The sequence below is a fragment of the Paractinoplanes bogorensis genome (assembly GCF_018829635.1).
GTDB classification, from domain to species: Bacteria; Actinomycetota; Actinomycetes; order Mycobacteriales; family Micromonosporaceae; genus Actinoplanes; species Actinoplanes bogorensis.
Window position 1 is genome coordinate 1 of sequence record NZ_JAHKKG010000006.1, and the last position, 15,889, is coordinate 15,889.

19 protein-coding genes are annotated in these 15,889 nt (G+C 71.8%); 10 read left to right on the plus strand and 9 right to left on the minus strand.

Annotation, left to right across the window (positions count from 1 at the left end):
* Positions 1-789: 789 nt before the first annotated feature.
* The 3 genes from KOI35_RS19090 to metF form a co-directional block, all read right to left on the minus strand.
* On the minus strand, positions 790-1,257 hold the full coding sequence (locus KOI35_RS19090) for a MarR family winged helix-turn-helix transcriptional regulator (RefSeq protein WP_215788870.1): 468 nt from the start codon (positions 1,255-1,257) through the stop codon (positions 790-792).
* 144 nt (positions 1,258-1,401) lie between these two features.
* Positions 1,402-2,049 carry a CDP-alcohol phosphatidyltransferase family protein gene (locus KOI35_RS19095; RefSeq protein ID WP_215788871.1) on the minus strand — a complete coding sequence of 216 codons (648 nt, stop codon included), beginning with the start codon at positions 2,047-2,049 and terminating at the stop codon, positions 1,402-1,404.
* Positions 2,050-2,120: 71 nt separating this feature from the next.
* Positions 2,121-3,038, minus strand: coding sequence for a methylenetetrahydrofolate reductase [NAD(P)H] (gene metF, locus KOI35_RS19100; protein ID WP_215788872.1), 918 nt, complete (start codon positions 3,036-3,038; stop codon positions 2,121-2,123).
* A gap of 50 nt (positions 3,039-3,088) precedes the next feature.
* Here metF and KOI35_RS19105 point away from each other — a divergent pair, with 50 nt between their 5' ends.
* Complete coding sequence (locus KOI35_RS19105; protein WP_215789454.1) at positions 3,089-4,135, plus strand: polyprenyl synthetase family protein; 1,047 nt, start codon at positions 3,089-3,091, stop codon at positions 4,133-4,135.
* 27 nt (positions 4,136-4,162) lie between these two features.
* Here the strand turns inward: KOI35_RS19105 and KOI35_RS19110 are convergent, their stop codons facing one another.
* The gene (locus KOI35_RS19110; RefSeq protein ID WP_215788873.1) at positions 4,163-4,513 is read right to left on the minus strand and encodes an Rv2175c family DNA-binding protein; all 351 of its coding nucleotides are present in this window, start codon (positions 4,511-4,513) and stop codon (positions 4,163-4,165) included.
* Between the two features lie 33 nt (positions 4,514-4,546).
* Here KOI35_RS19110 and KOI35_RS19115 point away from each other — a divergent pair, with 33 nt between their 5' ends.
* The 3 genes from KOI35_RS19115 (at position 4,547) to KOI35_RS19125 (ending at position 8,170) form a co-directional block, all read left to right on the plus strand.
* Positions 4,547-5,269 (plus strand): hypothetical protein, encoded by a 723-nt coding sequence (locus KOI35_RS19115; RefSeq protein WP_215788874.1) that lies wholly within the window; start codon positions 4,547-4,549, stop codon positions 5,267-5,269.
* 115 nt (positions 5,270-5,384) lie between these two features.
* On the plus strand, positions 5,385-7,328 hold the full coding sequence (gene pknB, locus KOI35_RS19120) for a Stk1 family PASTA domain-containing Ser/Thr kinase (RefSeq protein WP_215788875.1): 1,944 nt from the start codon (positions 5,385-5,387) through the stop codon (positions 7,326-7,328).
* Complete coding sequence (locus tag KOI35_RS19125) at positions 7,319-8,170, plus strand: deoxyribonuclease IV (protein WP_215788876.1); 852 nt, start codon at positions 7,319-7,321, stop codon at positions 8,168-8,170. Before pknB ends, KOI35_RS19125 begins: the two co-directional genes overlap by 10 nt.
* Here KOI35_RS19125 and KOI35_RS19130 read toward each other — a convergent pair.
* On the minus strand, positions 8,159-8,737 hold the full coding sequence (locus KOI35_RS19130; protein WP_215788877.1) for a TetR/AcrR family transcriptional regulator: 579 nt from the start codon (positions 8,735-8,737) through the stop codon (positions 8,159-8,161). The two genes, KOI35_RS19125 and KOI35_RS19130, sit on opposite strands and share 12 nt — an antisense overlap.
* A 58-nt stretch (positions 8,738-8,795) precedes the next feature.
* Here KOI35_RS19130 and KOI35_RS19135 point away from each other — a divergent pair, with 58 nt between their 5' ends.
* The 4 genes from KOI35_RS19135 to KOI35_RS19150 are packed head-to-tail and all read left to right on the plus strand — an operon-like array spanning position 8,796 to position 11,570.
* Positions 8,796-9,134 carry a cupin domain-containing protein gene (locus KOI35_RS19135; RefSeq protein WP_215788878.1) on the plus strand — a complete coding sequence of 113 codons (339 nt, stop codon included), beginning with the start codon at positions 8,796-8,798 and terminating at the stop codon, positions 9,132-9,134.
* Between the two features lie 37 nt (positions 9,135-9,171).
* Complete coding sequence (locus KOI35_RS19140; protein ID WP_215788879.1) at positions 9,172-9,651, plus strand: hypothetical protein; 480 nt, start codon at positions 9,172-9,174, stop codon at positions 9,649-9,651.
* A 31-nt stretch (positions 9,652-9,682) separates the two neighbouring features.
* Positions 9,683-10,987: an MFS transporter gene (locus KOI35_RS19145; RefSeq protein ID WP_215788880.1), complete on the plus strand. Its 1,305-nt coding sequence runs from the start codon at positions 9,683-9,685 to the stop codon at positions 10,985-10,987.
* A 16-nt stretch (positions 10,988-11,003) separates the two neighbouring features.
* On the plus strand, positions 11,004-11,570 hold the full coding sequence (locus KOI35_RS19150) for an aspartyl/asparaginyl beta-hydroxylase domain-containing protein (RefSeq protein WP_215788881.1): 567 nt from the start codon (positions 11,004-11,006) through the stop codon (positions 11,568-11,570).
* A gap of 35 nt (positions 11,571-11,605) precedes the next feature.
* Here KOI35_RS19150 and KOI35_RS19155 read toward each other — a convergent pair whose 3' ends face one another.
* Both KOI35_RS19155 and KOI35_RS19160 read right to left on the minus strand, forming a co-directional pair.
* Entirely contained in the window at positions 11,606-12,220 is a 615-nt protein-coding gene (locus KOI35_RS19155; RefSeq protein ID WP_215788882.1) for an MmyB family transcriptional regulator, read from the minus strand.
* 42 nt (positions 12,221-12,262) lie between these two features.
* Positions 12,263-12,418 carry a hypothetical protein gene (locus KOI35_RS19160; RefSeq protein WP_215788883.1) on the minus strand — a complete coding sequence of 52 codons (156 nt, stop codon included), beginning with the start codon at positions 12,416-12,418 and terminating at the stop codon, positions 12,263-12,265.
* Between the two features lie 255 nt (positions 12,419-12,673).
* Between KOI35_RS19160 and KOI35_RS19165 the strand changes: the two genes are divergently transcribed.
* Entirely contained in the window at positions 12,674-12,922 is a 249-nt protein-coding gene (locus tag KOI35_RS19165; protein WP_215788884.1) for a Rossmann-fold NAD(P)-binding domain-containing protein, read from the plus strand.
* A 254-nt stretch (positions 12,923-13,176) separates the two neighbouring features.
* On the opposite strand, the gene KOI35_RS19170 is transcribed toward KOI35_RS19165, so the two are convergent.
* Together KOI35_RS19170 and KOI35_RS19175 are read right to left on the minus strand one after the other, a co-directional pair.
* Positions 13,177-13,701 (minus strand): hypothetical protein, encoded by a 525-nt coding sequence (locus KOI35_RS19170; RefSeq protein ID WP_215788885.1) that lies wholly within the window; start codon positions 13,699-13,701, stop codon positions 13,177-13,179.
* 210 nt (positions 13,702-13,911) lie between these two features.
* Complete coding sequence (locus KOI35_RS19175; RefSeq protein ID WP_215788886.1) at positions 13,912-15,273, minus strand: FAD-dependent monooxygenase; 1,362 nt, start codon at positions 15,271-15,273, stop codon at positions 13,912-13,914.
* A gap of 36 nt (positions 15,274-15,309) precedes the next feature.
* On the opposite strand from KOI35_RS19175, the gene KOI35_RS19180 reads away from it, so the two are divergent.
* On the plus strand, positions 15,310-15,870 hold the full coding sequence (locus KOI35_RS19180) for a TetR/AcrR family transcriptional regulator (protein WP_215788887.1): 561 nt from the start codon (positions 15,310-15,312) through the stop codon (positions 15,868-15,870).
* The last annotated feature ends 19 nt before the right edge of the window (positions 15,871-15,889 follow it).

Below are 15,889 nucleotides of genomic sequence, written 5' to 3' on the forward strand. Positions count from 1 at the left end.
ACCTCCGGCGATCCGTCCGGCTGCACGGCTGTGGTGCACAGTCAGCCGCCATCTGGCCGCACGCTCGGCTGCACGCCTGCGGCGGACACTCAGCCGCCGTCCGGCCGCACGCTCGGCTGCACGCCTGTGGCGCACACTCAGCCGCCCGTTCGGCCGCACGCCTCTGGCGCACCTCCGGCGATCCGTCCGGCTGCACGGCTGTGGTGCACAGTCAGCCGCCATCTGGCCGCACGCTCGGCTGCACGCCTGCGGCGGACACTCAGCCGCCGTCCGGCCGCACGCTCGGCTGCACGCCTGCGGCGGACACTCAGCCGCCCGTTCGGCCGCACGCCTCTGGCGCACCTCCGGCGATCCGTCCGGCTGCACGGCTGTGGCGCACAGTCAGCCGCCATCTGGCCGCACGCTCGGCTGCACGCCTGCGGCGGACACTCAGCCGCCGTCCGGCCGCACGCCCGGCTGCACGCCTGCGGCGGACACTCAGCCGCCCGCTCGGCCGCACGTCTCTGGCGCACCTCCGGTTGTCCGTCCGGCTGCACGCCTTGCGGCACGGTCCGTCACCGCCGAGAGGGTAGGCCGGCTTCGCGGTGGCGCGGCGGTGATCGCCACCAGGGCCAGCACGAGGTAGGCGGCCAGGCGCACAGTCAGCCGTCATCTGGCCGCACGCCCGACCGCGCGCCTGTGGCGTGCTCATCCGCCATCCGGCCGCGCGCCTGTGGCACATACCCGGCTGCCCGTCCGGCTGCACGCCTGCGGCGCATGCCTGGGGCGCACACCCGGACGGCACGGGGGCTAACGGCCTCGGGCTCGGCGTACGGGCTGAGGGCCAAGGTCGCGGGTGGTGTCGGCCAGGTGGCCCAGCGCCTCGACGAAGACGGAGCGTGCCGCGGGGGAGAGGGCGCCCAAAGCGTCCGTGTGCACCCAGTCGACGATGCGCTGGCCCTCCTCGGCGGCTCGGCGGCCCTTGTCGGTCACGGCGATCACCCGGGCTCGGCGGTCGGTGGCGCTCGGGCGGCGCTCGGCCAGGCCGCGGCGTTCCAGCTCGTCGACCGTGCTCACCATGGTCGTCTTGTCGAGGTCGGCCAGTTCGGCCAGCTGGATCTGGGTGCGCTCCTGTTCGAGGGCGTGCACCAGGACGCACTGCATGCGCGCGGTCAGGTCGACCTCGGCCAGGGCGGCGGCGAGACGGTTCGAGAGGGCGTGGCCGGCCATGTTGAGCAGACCGGTGACGTCGCGCTCGGTACGTTCGGGGGCGGGCATGATTGCAGCCTAGCTCGGATTATCCCGAAGCGGATGATTCGGGGCCGGGACGGTCAGCGGGCCTGCCCCCGTGTCGGCCCGCCGCCGACCCGGCGGCTCCGATGTGGACAACCGTACGGTCCGCGACCGGGCCCTTACAACCGATTAACGATCAAGCGCGCGGCGGACGGCCCGGGTCAGTTGGATGCCGCCGACGAGGGCCAGAGCCAGCCACACCACGGTCGCGACCGTGATCGCGAGGGGCAGGGCGGCCGCCGCGAGCAGGCCGAAGATGGCCACCAGGACGCGGGTCGGGCGTTCGGCCACGGTGACTACGCCGATCTCGGACATGCCGGCCGCGGTGGCCCGGGCCCGGCCGTACTCCTGCAGCCACGAAACCGCCCCGGCCGTGACGACCAGCCAGCCGGGTGCTCCGGCCAGCCAGAACGCGGTCAGCCAGGCCGCCTCGCCCACCCGGTCGGCGACCGAGTCGTAGACGTAGCCCAGCTTGCTGGTGCGCCCGGTGATCACCGCGACCGCGCCGTCCAGGCCGTCGGCCAGCGCGGCCACCAGCACCAGCACCGCGGCCAGGAACGCACCCCAGCGGCCCAGCGTGCCCGCGACCACCGGCACCGTCACGCAGACGAGCAACCCCGCGGTGGTCACGGCCATCGGACCGATCCCGCGGCGACTCAGCCAACTTCCCATCCCGTACGCGATCCGCACCCACCCGCGTACGAGAAAGGAAGCCCGCCGTGGATCGAAACCGCCGTGCAGCCCGGACCATGCCGTGGCGTAGTCGTCCCAGAGCATCAGGAGTCCCCGACCATCAGGAGTCCCGGAGCATCAGGAGTCCCCGAGCATCAGAAGTCCCCGAGCACGGCTCAGGCGGCCGCGGACAGCGGGGACAGCAGCTGCCACACCTCGCGCGTCGCCGTCGACCGGTTCAGCGTGATGAAGTGGATGCCCGGCACGCCCTCGTCGACCAGGCGGGCGCACATCTCGGCACAGAGTTCCACCCCGAGTTCCCGTACGGCTGCCTCGTCGCCCGCCACCTTTTCGAAGCGGGCGAGCAGCGCCGGCGGGAACGGCGCCCCGGACAGCTGGGTCGCCCGTTCGATGGTGGCCATCCGGGTCACCGGCATCACTCCGGGCAGGATCGGGGTGTCACAGCCGGTGGCCGCGACCCGGTCGCGCAGGCGCAGGTATTCCTCGGCGTCGAAGAACATCTGCGTGATCGCGAAGTCGGCCCCGGCCCGGCATTTGCGGACAAAGTTGGCCGTGTCGTCCTCGACGCCGGCCGAACGGGGGTGCTTGTAGGGGAACGCGGCCACACCCACGCTGAAGTCGCCCGACTCCTTGACCAGCCGGACCAGGTCTTCCGCGTAAAGGACGCCGTCGGGGTGCTTGACCCACTCGCCCATCGGGTCGCCGGGCGGGTCGCCGCGCACCGCGAGCACGTTGCGGATGCCCGCCCCGGCCAGCCGGCCGATCACGTTGCGCAGCTCGGCCACCGAGTGGTTGACCGCCGTGAGGTGCGCCATCGGCAGCAGCGTGGTCTCGGTCGCGACCCGCTCGGTGACCGCCACCGTGGTGTCGCGGGTGGTGCCGCCGGCCCCGTACGTGATCGACACGAAGCTGGGCCGCAGCGGCTCGAGTTCGCGGATGGCCCGCCACAGCAGCCGCTCACCCTCGGGCGTCTTGGGCGGAAAGAACTCAAACGAGAAGGTCGGCTCGGACCCTCGGACGAGTTCGCCGATCGCCGGAGTCGCGGGAAGACGGGAAGGAAGTCCGAGAGCCACACCGTCACTCTACCGAGGGCTTCCGCTAGCGTCGTGCCGTGACCTCGCCGTTGGAAGCCGCCGACCTGCGCTCTCGTGTCGACAAGGCGCTGGCCGCCTTCCTCGGCGAGCAGCGTTCCCGCCTCACCGGCATCGACCCGGCGCTGGCCGCCGTGGCCGAGACGCTCGAGGATTTCGTGCTCGGTGGCGGCAAGCGGCTGCGGCCCGCGTTCGCCTACTGGGGGTTCCGCGGTGCGGGCGGCGCCGACTCCGACCAGATCGTGGCCGCGGTCGCGTCGCTCGAGCTGGTGCAGGCCAGCGCGCTGATCCACGACGACCTGATGGACCGCTCGGACACCCGGCGCGGTGAGCCGTCGGTGCACCGGCGGTTCGAGGCGCGGCACACCGAGTCGGGCTGGCGGGGCGGGGCGGCGGCGTTCGGCGACAGCGCGGCGGTGCTGCTCGGCGACCTGGCCCTGGTCTGGTCGGACGAGCTGCTGCACACCTCGGGGGCGGGTGCGGCCGAGCTGACCCGGGCCCGGCCGGTGTTCGACGAGATGCGGACCGAGGTCACCGTCGGGCAATATCTGGACGTCCTGACCCAGGCCACCGCGGACACGTCGCTGGAGCGGGCGGGCAAGGTGGCCCGGTTCAAGTCGGCCAAATACACGGTCGAGCGGCCGCTTCTGCTGGGCGCGGCGCTGGCCGGGGCGTCCTCCGAGATCATTGCTGCGTACGCGGCCTTCGGGCTTCCGCTCGGCGAGGCGTTCCAGCTGCGCGACGACGTGCTCGGGGTCTTCGGCGATCCCGAGGTCACCGGCAAGCCGGCCGGCGACGACCTGCGCGAGGGCAAGCGCACCTATCTGGTGGCGGCCGCGTTCGCCGCTCTGGGTGACGCCGAGCAGGCCGAGCTCGACGCCGGGCTGGGCGATCCGGGGCTGGACGTCGAGCGGCTGCGCGGCCTCATCCGGGACAGCGGCGCTCTGGCCGCCACCGAGCGTCGTATCGACGACCTGATGGCGGCCGCGTTGACCGCGCTGGACGGCGCCCCGATCGAGGCGGAGGCCCGGGACGTGCTGGCCCGCCTCGCCGACGCGGCGACCCGCCGTACGGTGTAGCGCTCTCACCCGTACGGGAAAACGCTCTTAGAAACCCAGCGCCTGAGCGCGCCTCTTCACCTCGCGGGCACGGTGGCCGCCGAGGCCCTTCGCCGCGCAGCCGTCGACCGTTTCGTCCGGCTCGTACAGCCACCGGAGGGCCTCTTCGTCGTTATACCCGGCGTCGCGCAGCAAGGTCAGGACGCCGGGGAGGTGCTTCAGCACAGTGCTGTTGGCCACCAGATCAGCGGGGACGACGCGGACGCCGTCACGCCGGACGGCTAGCAGGTGCCCGTCGCGGATCATCTGGTGGACCTTGCTGATCGACACGTCGAGCTTCGCGGACACGTCCGGCAGGTTGATCCACTCGGCCGGGCCGGCGGTTACGGAATCGCTCACTCCTACAGCGTACGAGAGTGGAGAAGGAACCCGATGAGCCTGCTGCGCAGGACCCGTACCGAGGTCGCCGGGGCGTGGCGTTCGCTGCGCTACGACATGGGGAAGACGCCGGGCGAGCCGCCCGCCGGTGGGCCGGACGTCACCTCGACCGGGATGGGCACCTTCGGCATCGACCTGCCCGTCGATCCGGCGCCCGTCCCGGCGGCCCGCAAGCCGCGCCGGGCGATGGCGGTGACCGCCTTCGGGACGCTCACCGTGGTCGGGGCGGCCGGTGCCTACCTGGCCGTGGTGAACGGGCTGGGCTCGATCATGTCGGAGAGCACGGCGGTGGCCGGTACCGCGCCGCCGCGGGTGGCGGTGACCACGGCCGTGGGGATGGGTCCTTCTTCTTCGCCCGTACGGGTTCCGGCCGGCGCCGCCGCGCCCGGACGCACCACGGTCACGACCACGGCCGCCGCCCCGCCGCCCGTACCCGCGCCGACCGACCCGGCTCCGCCGCGGGCCGCCGCGCCGCCGGCACCCGGGGACACGCCGATCCGTCCGGCCAAGCCGACAAAAACGGAATGTCACTGCAAGCCGCCTGTTCCGACGCCGACGGCTCCCAGCGAGTCGCCCTCGCCGACGCCGTCCCCGTCCCCGTCGGTTTCGTCCGATCCGGGCAGTACCGACCCGTCCCCGAGTGAGTCGGCCGACCCCGGCGACTCGGCCTCGCCGAGTGCGAGTGCCCATGGCCGACGCCACAAGCGACACCACTAAATCCGCTTTTGCCCGGGCAGTTCGGCCGACGGGGACGAGATCGCGCGTACCCGTTTGGACTCAGGTGTGACATCCTGAACCGCCCCCCAGCGAAAGACACATACACTTCACGCCGATGGACACCACAGTCGCCGACACGTTGATCGGCACGACGATTGACGGCCGCTACCGGATCACCGGTCGCGTGGCCCGTGGTGGCATGGCGACCGTCTACACGGCCACCGACGAGCGCCTCGAGCGCACCGTCGCCCTGAAGATCATTCACCCGTCGCAGGCGAGCAATGCCCACTTCGTGGACAGGTTCACCGACGAGGCCAAGACGATCGCCCGGCTCACCCATCCCAACGTCGTGGCCGTGTACGACCAGGGCCGCCACCAGGGACTGCCCTATCTGGTCATGGAGTACGTGCAGGGCCGCACCCTGCGCGACCTGCTGACCCAGCGCCGCCGGCTCAACCCGGTCGAGGCGCTCGCGATCCTCGAGCAGATGCTGGCCGCGATCGCCGCCGCCCACCGGGCCGGTCTCGTGCACCGCGACGTCAAGCCGGAGAACGTGCTGGTCGCCGAGGCCCCGAGCGGGGGCGTGGCCAACCTGGTCGACGCCGTCGTCAAGGTGGCCGACTTCGGGCTGGCCCGCGCGGTCGAGGCGAGCAGCACCGACGACTCCGGCCAGTTGATGGCCACGGTCGCCTACGTGGCGCCCGAACTGGTCACCGAGGGCCACGCCGACGCGCGGACCGACGTCTACTCGGCCGGCATCGTGCTCTTCGAGATGCTCACCGGGCGGGTGCCGTACGACGGCGACGACCCGGTCGCGGTCGCCTGGCAGCACGTCGACAACGACGTCCCGGCCCCGTCCAGCATCGTCAAGGGCCTGCCCTCGGTGCTCGACGACCTGACCGCCCGCGCCACCCGCCGCGACCCGGGCGCCCGTCCCACCGACGCCGGCGCGCTGCTGGCCGAGGTGCAGACGGTCCGCGACGACCTCGGCGCCGCCAACGTCGAGACCGCCCTGCTGCGTCAGGTCCCGCCCACCCGCGGCGCGGTGACCGACGCCACCACGATCGTGCCGGCCGTCGGCGCCGGCGAGCGCCCGCCCTGGGCCCGGCTGCCCAACCAGGCGCCCCGCGGCCAGCAGTACACGGCCGGCCGTATCCCGCGTTCCCGCTCCCGGTCCGGTGGTGGCCCCGACCGCCGCCGCATCCTGCTGAGCGCCGCCGTCGCCGTCATGGTGCTGGTCGTGATCGGCAGCACGTGGTGGGTGACGCTCGGCCGCTACACCGACTCCCCGCCGATGGTGAACAAGACCAAGGCCCAGGCCGAGCTCTTCGCCCAGCAGAACGGGTTCGAGCTGTTCTACGGCGACGGCGCGTACAGCGAATCGGTGCCGAAGGACACGGTCGTCTCGCAGGACCCGCCGGCCGGCGAGCGGATCGTCAAGGGCGGCGTGCTGACCGTCAACCTGTCGCTCGGCCCCGAGCGGTTCGCCGTGCCCGACCTGGCCGGCCTCGAGCTGGCCGCCGCCAAGGGCGAGCTCGCGCAGCTCAACCTCAAGCTCAAAGAGGGCTCGAAGCAGTTCAGCGACACGGTGCCCGAGGGTTCGGTCATCTCGTCCGACCCCAAGTCGGGCGAGGCGCTCAAGCGGGGTGCGACGGTCACGGTCGTGCTGAGTCAGGGCCAGGCCCCGATCCGGGTGCCCGACCTGAACGGCAAGAACATCAACGACGCCCGGCGCGAGCTCGGCGAGCTGGGCCTGACCGCGGTCGAGCGCTACAAGGACAGCGACCAGCCGAAAGACCAGGTCATCGGGCAGACGCCCAAGCCCAACACCGGGGCGGCCAAGGATGCCGAGGTCACGCTCGACGTCAGCAAGGGCCCGCCGTTCGTGGTCGTGCCCGACCTGACCAACCAGCCGTGCCAGCAGGCCAAGGGCGCGCTCGAGGGACTGGGCCTGCGGGTGCGGATCGACTTCAACCCCGACGCGGTCGTACGCAGTCAGCAGCCGGGCGGCAACACCCAGGTGCCGCCGCAGTCCGAGGTGGCCATCCAGTGCTTCTAGACCGTCGGATCGGTTCGCACACCAAGACGTCGGGCGGGCTGGCCAAGGCGGCCCTGCCCTACGTCGACGCCGCCGGGTCCGAGACGCTTCAGGTGTACGTCTCCAACTCCCGCGGCTGGGCCATGCCGCCCGGCGACCCGAAGCAGGACGTCCTGTTCCGCGACGGCATCGGTGAGCGCGGCCTCCCGGCGTACATCCACGCCTCTCTGCTGGTCAATCTGGGCTCGCCGACCCTCATGACGGTCGAGAAGTCGGCGGCGGTGCTGGCCCACGCGCTGGAGCGGGGCCGGGCGATCGGTGCGTCCGCGGTCGTCTTCCACGCGGGCAGCTCGGTCGACGAGGCGCACGACGACAAGGCCTTCCACCAGCTGCACGAGGTGCTGCTGCCGCTGCTCGACCGCTCCGAGGGCGGGCCGCAACTGCTGGTCGAGCCGAGCGCCGGGGGCGGCCGCAGCCTGGCCTCCAAGGTGCAAGATCTGGCCCGCTACCTCGACGCGGTCGACCACCACCCGGGCCTGGGCGTCTGCTTCGACACCTGCCACGCGTGGGCGGCCGGGCACGACCTGGCCACGCCGGGCGGCATGACGGCGACGCTGGACGCGCTGGTCGAGACGGTGGGCCGCGACCGGCTCAAGCTGATCCACGCGAACGACTCCAAGGACGAGTGCGGCTCGACCCGCGACCGCCACGAGACGATCGGGGCGGGTCGCATCGGGACGGCGCCGTTCGCCGAACTGCTCGCCCACCCGGCCACCGCGGGCGTCCCGGTCATCGTCGAGACGCCGTCGGTCGAGCACGAGGGGCACGCGGCCGACATCGCCCTGTTGAAGTCACTTCGCTAACGCGGCTTCCAGCAGCGCCGACGCGGTGCGGCGGACGGTCTCGGCGGCTTCCGGTCGGGTCTGACCGGCGACGTCGATGAGCCAGATCAACGACTCGATGCCGGCCGCCGACCGGATCGCGATCGCCAGCGCGCGCCGATCGACGTCGGCGAGGGGACTCAGGGCGTCCTCGATCCAGCCGATGGCCCGGCCCCGACGCAGTAGGGGTCGCTCCGCGCCTGGATCCTCCAGCGACAGCCGCAGGGCCGACCGCAACTGCGGCTCCCATTGCAGGTTGTATCGCGTGAACTCGCCCATGAACGCGTCGAGCCGCGCCCGGGGCTCGACCGGCGCGTCGGGCCCGAGCAACGTGTCGGGCTGGATCTGGGGCTGCGCGGCCAGGAGCAGCGCGCGCTGGTTGGCGAAATAGCGGTAGGCGGTGGTGCGCGAGATCGCCGCCCGGATCGCCGCGTCTTCGACCCGGGGCGTCGCGCCCTCGGCCAGCAGTCCCCGCGCCGCCTCGACCAGCGCCCGGCGGGTGCGGGACTTCTGCTCGACGCGGCCGCTCGCCTCATATGGTATTGGCATCACCATAATGGTCATGGTACTGAAGTCCCACGAAGGCATGTAGCCGGAGGTGACCGCCATGGGTAGCGACGATCCTGTCGTCACCGACCCCGAGTTCTACCGAGTGGTCTTCGAAAACGATCAGGTGCGGGTGCTGGAATACCGTGACCGGCCCGGCGACCGCACTCATCCGCATCGGCATCCCGACACGGTCATGTACACGCTGAGCGCCTTCCGGCGCCGGATCAGCGACGGTGCGCGGACGGTCGACGTCGAGCTGCCTGCCGGCACGGTGCGCTGGGTGGGGGCTCAGGAGCACAGCGGCGAGAACACCGGCGACACCCCGACGCACAGCATCTTTGTCGAACTCAAGAACGGAACGGCCGGCGGTGGAGCCTTCGGGCCGTCCGATTCCTGATGTCAACTAGATGTTGACATTCTGCTAGGGTGTCGGCGTGGCCGAACTTCAGGACCTCCGAGCCGTGCCGGCGGCGCGGGCGCGGCTCGACGCCCATGAGCTCGAGCTGATCGATCGGGCTCGCCGCGACGGCGCGACCTGGGGCGAGATCGCCGACGCTCTCGGACTGGGCAGCCGGCAGGCCGCCGAGCAGCGGAGACTGCGGTTGGTGGCGGCCGTACGTCCGGCCGAACCCGACTCCTACGGCCTGGTCCAGCTACAAGAGGCGGCACTCGAGCTGCACCGCCGGGTCGGGGCCGACCGTCGCTGGGATCGGCGTTTCACCCGGGCCGTGCTGGTGCGGGAGACTCTGGAGGCGGTGCCCGCGGCAACCGGGGGTGCCCTGTTCGCCCTGGCCCAGGCGGTCGTGGCCGACCTCGACGAGCTGGCCGGCGCCGCCCGTCCGCTGCCCGCGCCGACCGCGGCCGCCGTGGATCGCCTGCGGAATGCGCTGGATGCGGCGTCACCTGATAGTTGACAGATTGCCGCTCAACTTTGCACGATGAGCCATGCGCCGCAACGCCGTCCTCTTCGTGCTGATCTCCCTGTTGTCCGGCTTCGGCAGCACCGCCATGACGCTGGCCGCGGGCATCTGGGTGCTCGACCTGACCGGTTCGGTCAGCCTGGCCGCGCTGACCGCCGTCTGCATCTACGCGCCGACCTTCGCCGCGCCGTGGCTGGGTGCCCTGGTCGACCGGTTGCCCCGCCGGCCGCTGGTGATCGCGGTCGACCTGGGGCTCGGGGCGCTGCTGCTCACCCTGCTGGCCGTCCGCTCGGCGTCCACGGCCTGGCTGATCTTCGCCGTGCTGCTCGCTCGTGGTGCCAGCTACGTGCTGATCGAGGCGGGGGAGAGCGCCATCATGCCGTCGGCCCTGCCCGCTTCGGCGCTGGGCGACGTCAACGGGTGGCGATCGAGCGCGCAGGAGGGCACCAAGCTGATCGCGCCGCTGGCCGGTGCGGCCCTCTACGCCTGGCACGGGCCCGACGCGGTCGTCGTGTTGAGCGCCGCGATGCCGTTGCTGACGGCAGCCTGCTACGCCCTGGTCCGCCTACCCGCCCCGGTCCGCCTACCCGCCCCGGTCCGCCTACCCGCCCCGGTCCGCCTACCCGCCCCGGTCCGCCTACCCGCCCCGGTCCGCCTACCCGGCCGGGAACAGCCGGAGCGCGCCGCCGGCGTCGATGCGGATCGTCGCTCGCGTGGTGCTGAGGCGGAGGTCGAGCGGCGGTCGGGGCTGCGCGACGGTTTGCGGGCGCTGTTCAGTGTTCCGGCGGTGCGTAACCCGGTGCTCCTGGCCGGGGTCGCGATCGGAATGTCGGGGGTCAAGGACGCGGCCGTGCTGTCCCACCTGGTCCACGACCTGCGGTTGCCGGCCACCCATCTGGGCTTCCTGGGTACGGCGCAGGGCGCGGGCTCGATCGTCGGCGGCCTGATCGTGGGCCGGGTGCTGGCCCGTCTGGCCCCCATCCGGGTGGCCGCGATCGGGGCCGTGGTCTTCGCCGCGGGCTGTCTCGCCCAGGCGCTGCCCTGGTGGCCCACGATGATCGCCGGAAGCGTGCTGATCGGCCTCGGTCTGCCCTGGACGCTGATCGCCGCCGTCACCGCCGTGCAGACCGAAACTCCCGACCACCTGCTCGGCCGGGTCGCCGCCACCTCCAACACGGTCATGTTCGGCCCGGTGGCCGTGGGCATCCCGCTGGGCGCGGCCGCCGTGCACATCGGTGCCGTGCCGCCGCTGGCCTTCGCCGCCGCGGCAAGCATCGCGGCGGCCCTGATCGCGCTGCGCCGGGTGCCGAGATCCGTTGTTGTACCTTGACCGCGAGGAGGTCACGGTGTTCATCGATGACAGTCAGTTCCCCTTCCTCGCTGATCTTCGCCGGGCCTGGCCGGACATCCGGGCCGAGTGCCTGGCGCTGAGCGACGAGTCGTTCGAGCCCTGGGTGCAGCGGGAGATGTACGGAACCGGCTGGAGCGTGTACGGGCTCGTCGCCTTCGGCACGCGCATCGACGCGGCGCTGGCCGGCTGTCCGCGCACCGCCGACGCCCTCAGCCGGGTCCCCGGCCTGACCACCGCGGGTTTCTCCCGGATGGTGCCCGGGACACACATCAAGCCTCATCAGGGCTGGGTCACCACCGTCTATCGAGCCCACCTCGGACTCGTCGTGCCCGAGGGGGAGTGCGCGCTCCGCGTCGGCTCGCAGACCCGGCCCTGGCAGGAGGGCGGGCTCTTCGTCTTCGACGACACTGTCGAGCACGAGGCGTGGAACTACTCCGAGGACACCCGCACGGTGCTGCTGTTCGACTTCCTGCGCCCCGGCCGAACCATGGACGAACTCGACGACCTGCCGCCGGAAGTGGCAGCCGCCGTGCAACGCCGATCCGGCTCACCGGGGGCGTGACGCCGTCGGCCCATCGGTGGCGTGACGCCGTCGGCTCACCGGTGGCGTGACGCCTTCGGCTCATTGGGGACGTGACGCCTTTGGCTCATTGGGGGCGTGACGCCTTCGCGAACCGGGCGGCCTTGACGCGTTCGGGCAGGATCCGGTGCCGGATCGCGACCCGGCGCGCGATGGTCGAACCGCTTGGTGCCCGGGGTACGGCCCTGCGGGCAGGGCTCGGCCCACCAGGTGCGGAACTCCGGGCTGCGGGTGGCCGGCTCACCGACCAGGGCGGCGATCTGCGGGTCAGCGGGCCGTGCGCTCGACTCCACCTGCAGCGCGCCGACCAGGTCGGAGGCCACCACGGCCCACTCCTCATAGAGTTGCCTGGCCGCTGGATCGGTCAGCACCCAGCGCATCAGGTTGCGGCGGTCGTCCGGCTCGGCCGGGAAGCCGTGCAGCAACGCCCAGGCCAGCGAGTTGCCGGCCAGCACCTCCATGCGGGGGCCGAGGACAAACGCGGCCTGCGTGGTGAGAGCGGCCATCATCCGGATCACCCCGGGGCGTGGACCCGCCCCGCGGTGGCCGGTGGGCCGATGCCCGGCGAGGTTGATCAGGTAATCGCGCTCGGCCGCATCCAGCCGCAGCGTGCGGGCGACCGCGTTGAGCACCGACTCGGACGGGGTGATCTGGCGCCCCTGCTCGAGCCGGACCTACCAGTCGACGCTGACGCCGGACAGGAACGCCACCTCTTCCCGGCGCAGCCCCGGAACCCGCCGAGCCCCGGTCACCTCGATGCCGGCCGTGGCCGGGGTGATCGCGGCCCGCTTCGCGATGAGGAAGGCGCTGAGTGCCCGGTTCGTCGGCACGGCTCGACTCTCGCCCGGGCCGCGAGCCCCCGCCCAGGGTTGAGGGTGGGCCGCCGAGGCCTATGGTCCGTTCGGCTTGGCCGCGGTGACGAACGCCGTGCTGACCGGCATACGCCGGCGTCGCGCGGGTCGCCTCGTCCGTCGGCGGCGTCCGGTCGTTTCCGTCTGTCGGCTGGTACAACGCCCTCGAAGTTCGCCGTCGAGGGACTGTCGGAAGCTCTCGCCCAGGAGATCGAGCAGCTCGGCCTCCGGGTTGTGCTCGTCGAACCCAGTGCCTCCACCACCGACCGGGCGGGCAGCTCGGCCGCTGAGGTGAGCCCGGCGGCCGAGATCGCCGGCTACGCGCCGACCGCGGGTGCGCGGCGCCAGGCGTTCCGCGAGGGCGCCGGCCGGGTGCCGGGTGACCCGGCCCGGGCCACGGTCGCGATCATCGACGTCGCGCACGACCCGCGGCGCCTCGCTTGGCCATTCGCGTGCGACGACATGCTGGAAAGCTGGACATGATCCGGGCCGAAGTCGTGGCCCGTGAGACGGTCAGCCGCCGTGCGGGCCGCGGCGCCGTGTGAAGGGGTAAGCGACGTCGTGGCCCGTGAGACGGTCAGCCGCCGTGCGGGCCGCGGCGCCGTGTGAAGGGGTAAGCGACGTCGCGGCCCGCGAGACGGTCAGCCGCCGCGCGGACAGCGGCGCCGCGTGAGGGAGTAAGCCACGGCGGGGACGCATGAACGGAGTTCAGCCGCCCGCGAATCCGCCTGAGCGGGTCAGGACGAGCGGGCGGTGCGCTCTCGGAGGCGTGTCTCGGCGGAACGCATTGCCTGGTCGAGCCGCTTCAGCTGGTCTGTCGGGGCCGGGCTGTCGGCGGCGCCGGAGAGTGACGCCGCGGGCGGCTCGGTGAGGGTGACGGCCACGTGCACCGGACGGCCGAGCTGACGCGCCAGGCAGGTGGCCACCGGTTCCCGCAGCCTCGACTCGATGACGTCGCGGGTGAACGCGTCATGCACGGTGAGCAGCGCGGTGTCGTTGACGACGGCGTGCAGCTGGGCGCGCATCAGATAGTTCAGATCCTGCGACGACGAGACCTCGCGGAACAGGTCGTGCAGGATCTCCTGCCAGACCCGGTCGAGCGGGCCCTGCCCGGACACCATGACCCGGGACATGCCGTGCGCCGCCCGGAACGCCTGGGCCCGGCCCGCCTCGGCCAGCCATTGGTCGACGGTGGTGCCGGCGACCTCGGCGGCGTCCGAGAAGGACTGATAATCGGCTGGGTTGATCTTCACTTTGGGCATCCGGCCATCCAACCGCCGGCCGGGGCGTCGCCGGTCAGGTTGTCCAGCGACCCCTGGTCGGGCATCCGGCCTGGTCAGCAGCACCGGGCCCGGAATGCGCCGCACGGTTGATCGCCGGGCGTCCGAATTCGCAGCAGCGCGACGCGCCGGACCGCACCTCCGATCGGCGTGTCGGCAACCGGCACTCAAGAGGTCGGTCGGCACCGGCATTCAAGAGGAGAGATCAGCGAGGTACTTGGTGACGTCGTCGAGAGTGGACGTTGCGCAGCCGATGTAGTTGTCCGGGCGTACGAGGAAAAGGGTTGGACCTTGGGCGTCGTAGATCGTCGCCACGGCCGGATCGTCGATCCGGTGAGCGTGCAGCGACGCATCGGCCGTGGGCAGATCGCCGGCCCAGTTGAAGGCCAGCAGCGTGAACTGCGGGCCACGCAGCAGGTCGAGGATGGGCCCGGGAGCGCGGTCGCCGGCCTGAACGAGGCCGGGTTGAGATCGGTGTTCGGCCGACAACGGTCCGCCGCGATAGTTCAGGGAGAGCTGGCGCAGCGCCGGATCGTCGCGGCGGATGGCGTTCTCGTCGGGGTGGTCGATCACGCGGCGGTGCAGGCGGGTGCTGATGCCGAGCACGTCGGCGGCCACCGGCAGGCGTTCCGCCTCGTAGGTGTCGAGGAGCGAGGAACCTCCGAGGGCGATCTTCCACCCCAGGTTGTACGCGTCCTGGATGCCGGTGTTGAGGCCCTGGCCCCCGGCCGGCGAGTGCACGTGGGCCGCGTCGCCGGCCAGGAAGACGTGACCGACGCGGTAGCGCGACACCATCCGGATGTTCGCACGGTAGAGCGACGTCCAGCCGACATGCGTGATCGACAGTCCGACCGACTCGACCAGGTCTTCGATGGACTCGCCGGTGGGCGGCGCGGTCAGCTGGAACTCGTCGGTGCCGGGCAGTGGGCACAGGCCGAGCCGGAACGAGCGCTGGTCGGCGCCGGGCCAGATGTGCCAGTTGTCGCGGGACAGGCCGGGCACCCGGACGTCCGCGATCTGCAACTGCTCTTCGGGCGCTGACGAACCCTCGAACGGAACATCCAGAGCTTTCCGTACGGTGCTACGCCCGCCGTCACATCCGACCACGTAACGCGGCGTCACCGTCTCGCCGTTCGAAAGCACCACTTCGGATTCCGAAAGAGAGACCACGCCGACGCCGTATTCGACCGGCACTCCCTGCGCGAGCAGCGCCGACGTATGCCACTGGGGGAGCATCAGCATGTTCGGGTAGGGAGCGTTCGGCGTCGGGTCGTGGAGTTCGTCCATGCGCTGCGTCATGGTGGCGCCGCCGGGCAGGTGGATCAGCAACTCGGGGTAGTCGGCGCTGGCCGCCCGGAACTCGGGGAGCAGGCCCAGATCGTCGAGCACCTCCTGCGTACGGGGCTGGATGCCCTTGCCTCTCGATCCGGCGGGCGGGGCCGGGGACTGCTCGACGATGCGGAACGGGGCGCCGTGCCGCTGGAGGACGCGAGCCAGGGTGAGTCCGGTCGGGCCGGCGCCGACGATCAAGGTGAATTCGGATTCAGTGAACATGAATTCACCGTACGGAAGGCTGATAATCTGCGTCAAGTGGCAGGGGTGCGGAAGTTGCAGGCGGCACAGACCGAGGCGGAGCTCAAGGCGGCCGCCGTCCGGGTCTTCGCGCGCGCCGGCTATCTCAACACCAAGATCACTGACATCACGGCCGAGGCGGGGCGGGCCACCGGGTCGTTCTACAAGCACTTCGCGAGCAAGGAGCAGCTGCTCGAGGCGCTGCTACGAGACCTGCTGGCCGAGGGCGACGAGAGTGCGGCGGCGGCGGAGCACGGCGACGACTTCCGTGATCGCGAGACGGTGCTTTACCACGTACGGGCGTATTGGGACTTTTATCGACGCCACGGAACAGTGATCGACGCACTCCGGCAGGCGGCGACGGTCGACGAGGAGTTCGCGCTGCGCTCCCAGGCGATGCTGAAGCCCGACGTGCGGCACATCGCCGACCACATCGCGAAGACGGGCGCCCAGGACCCGTACGCGCTGGCCGAGATCTTCACCGCGCTGGTGTCGACGCTGGCCGAGAGATGGACCGACGAGGAGTCGATCGAGACGCTGACCACGTTCATCCACAACGGAATCAGGGCCGGCTCGTAACGACGAGCCGGCCCCGGAA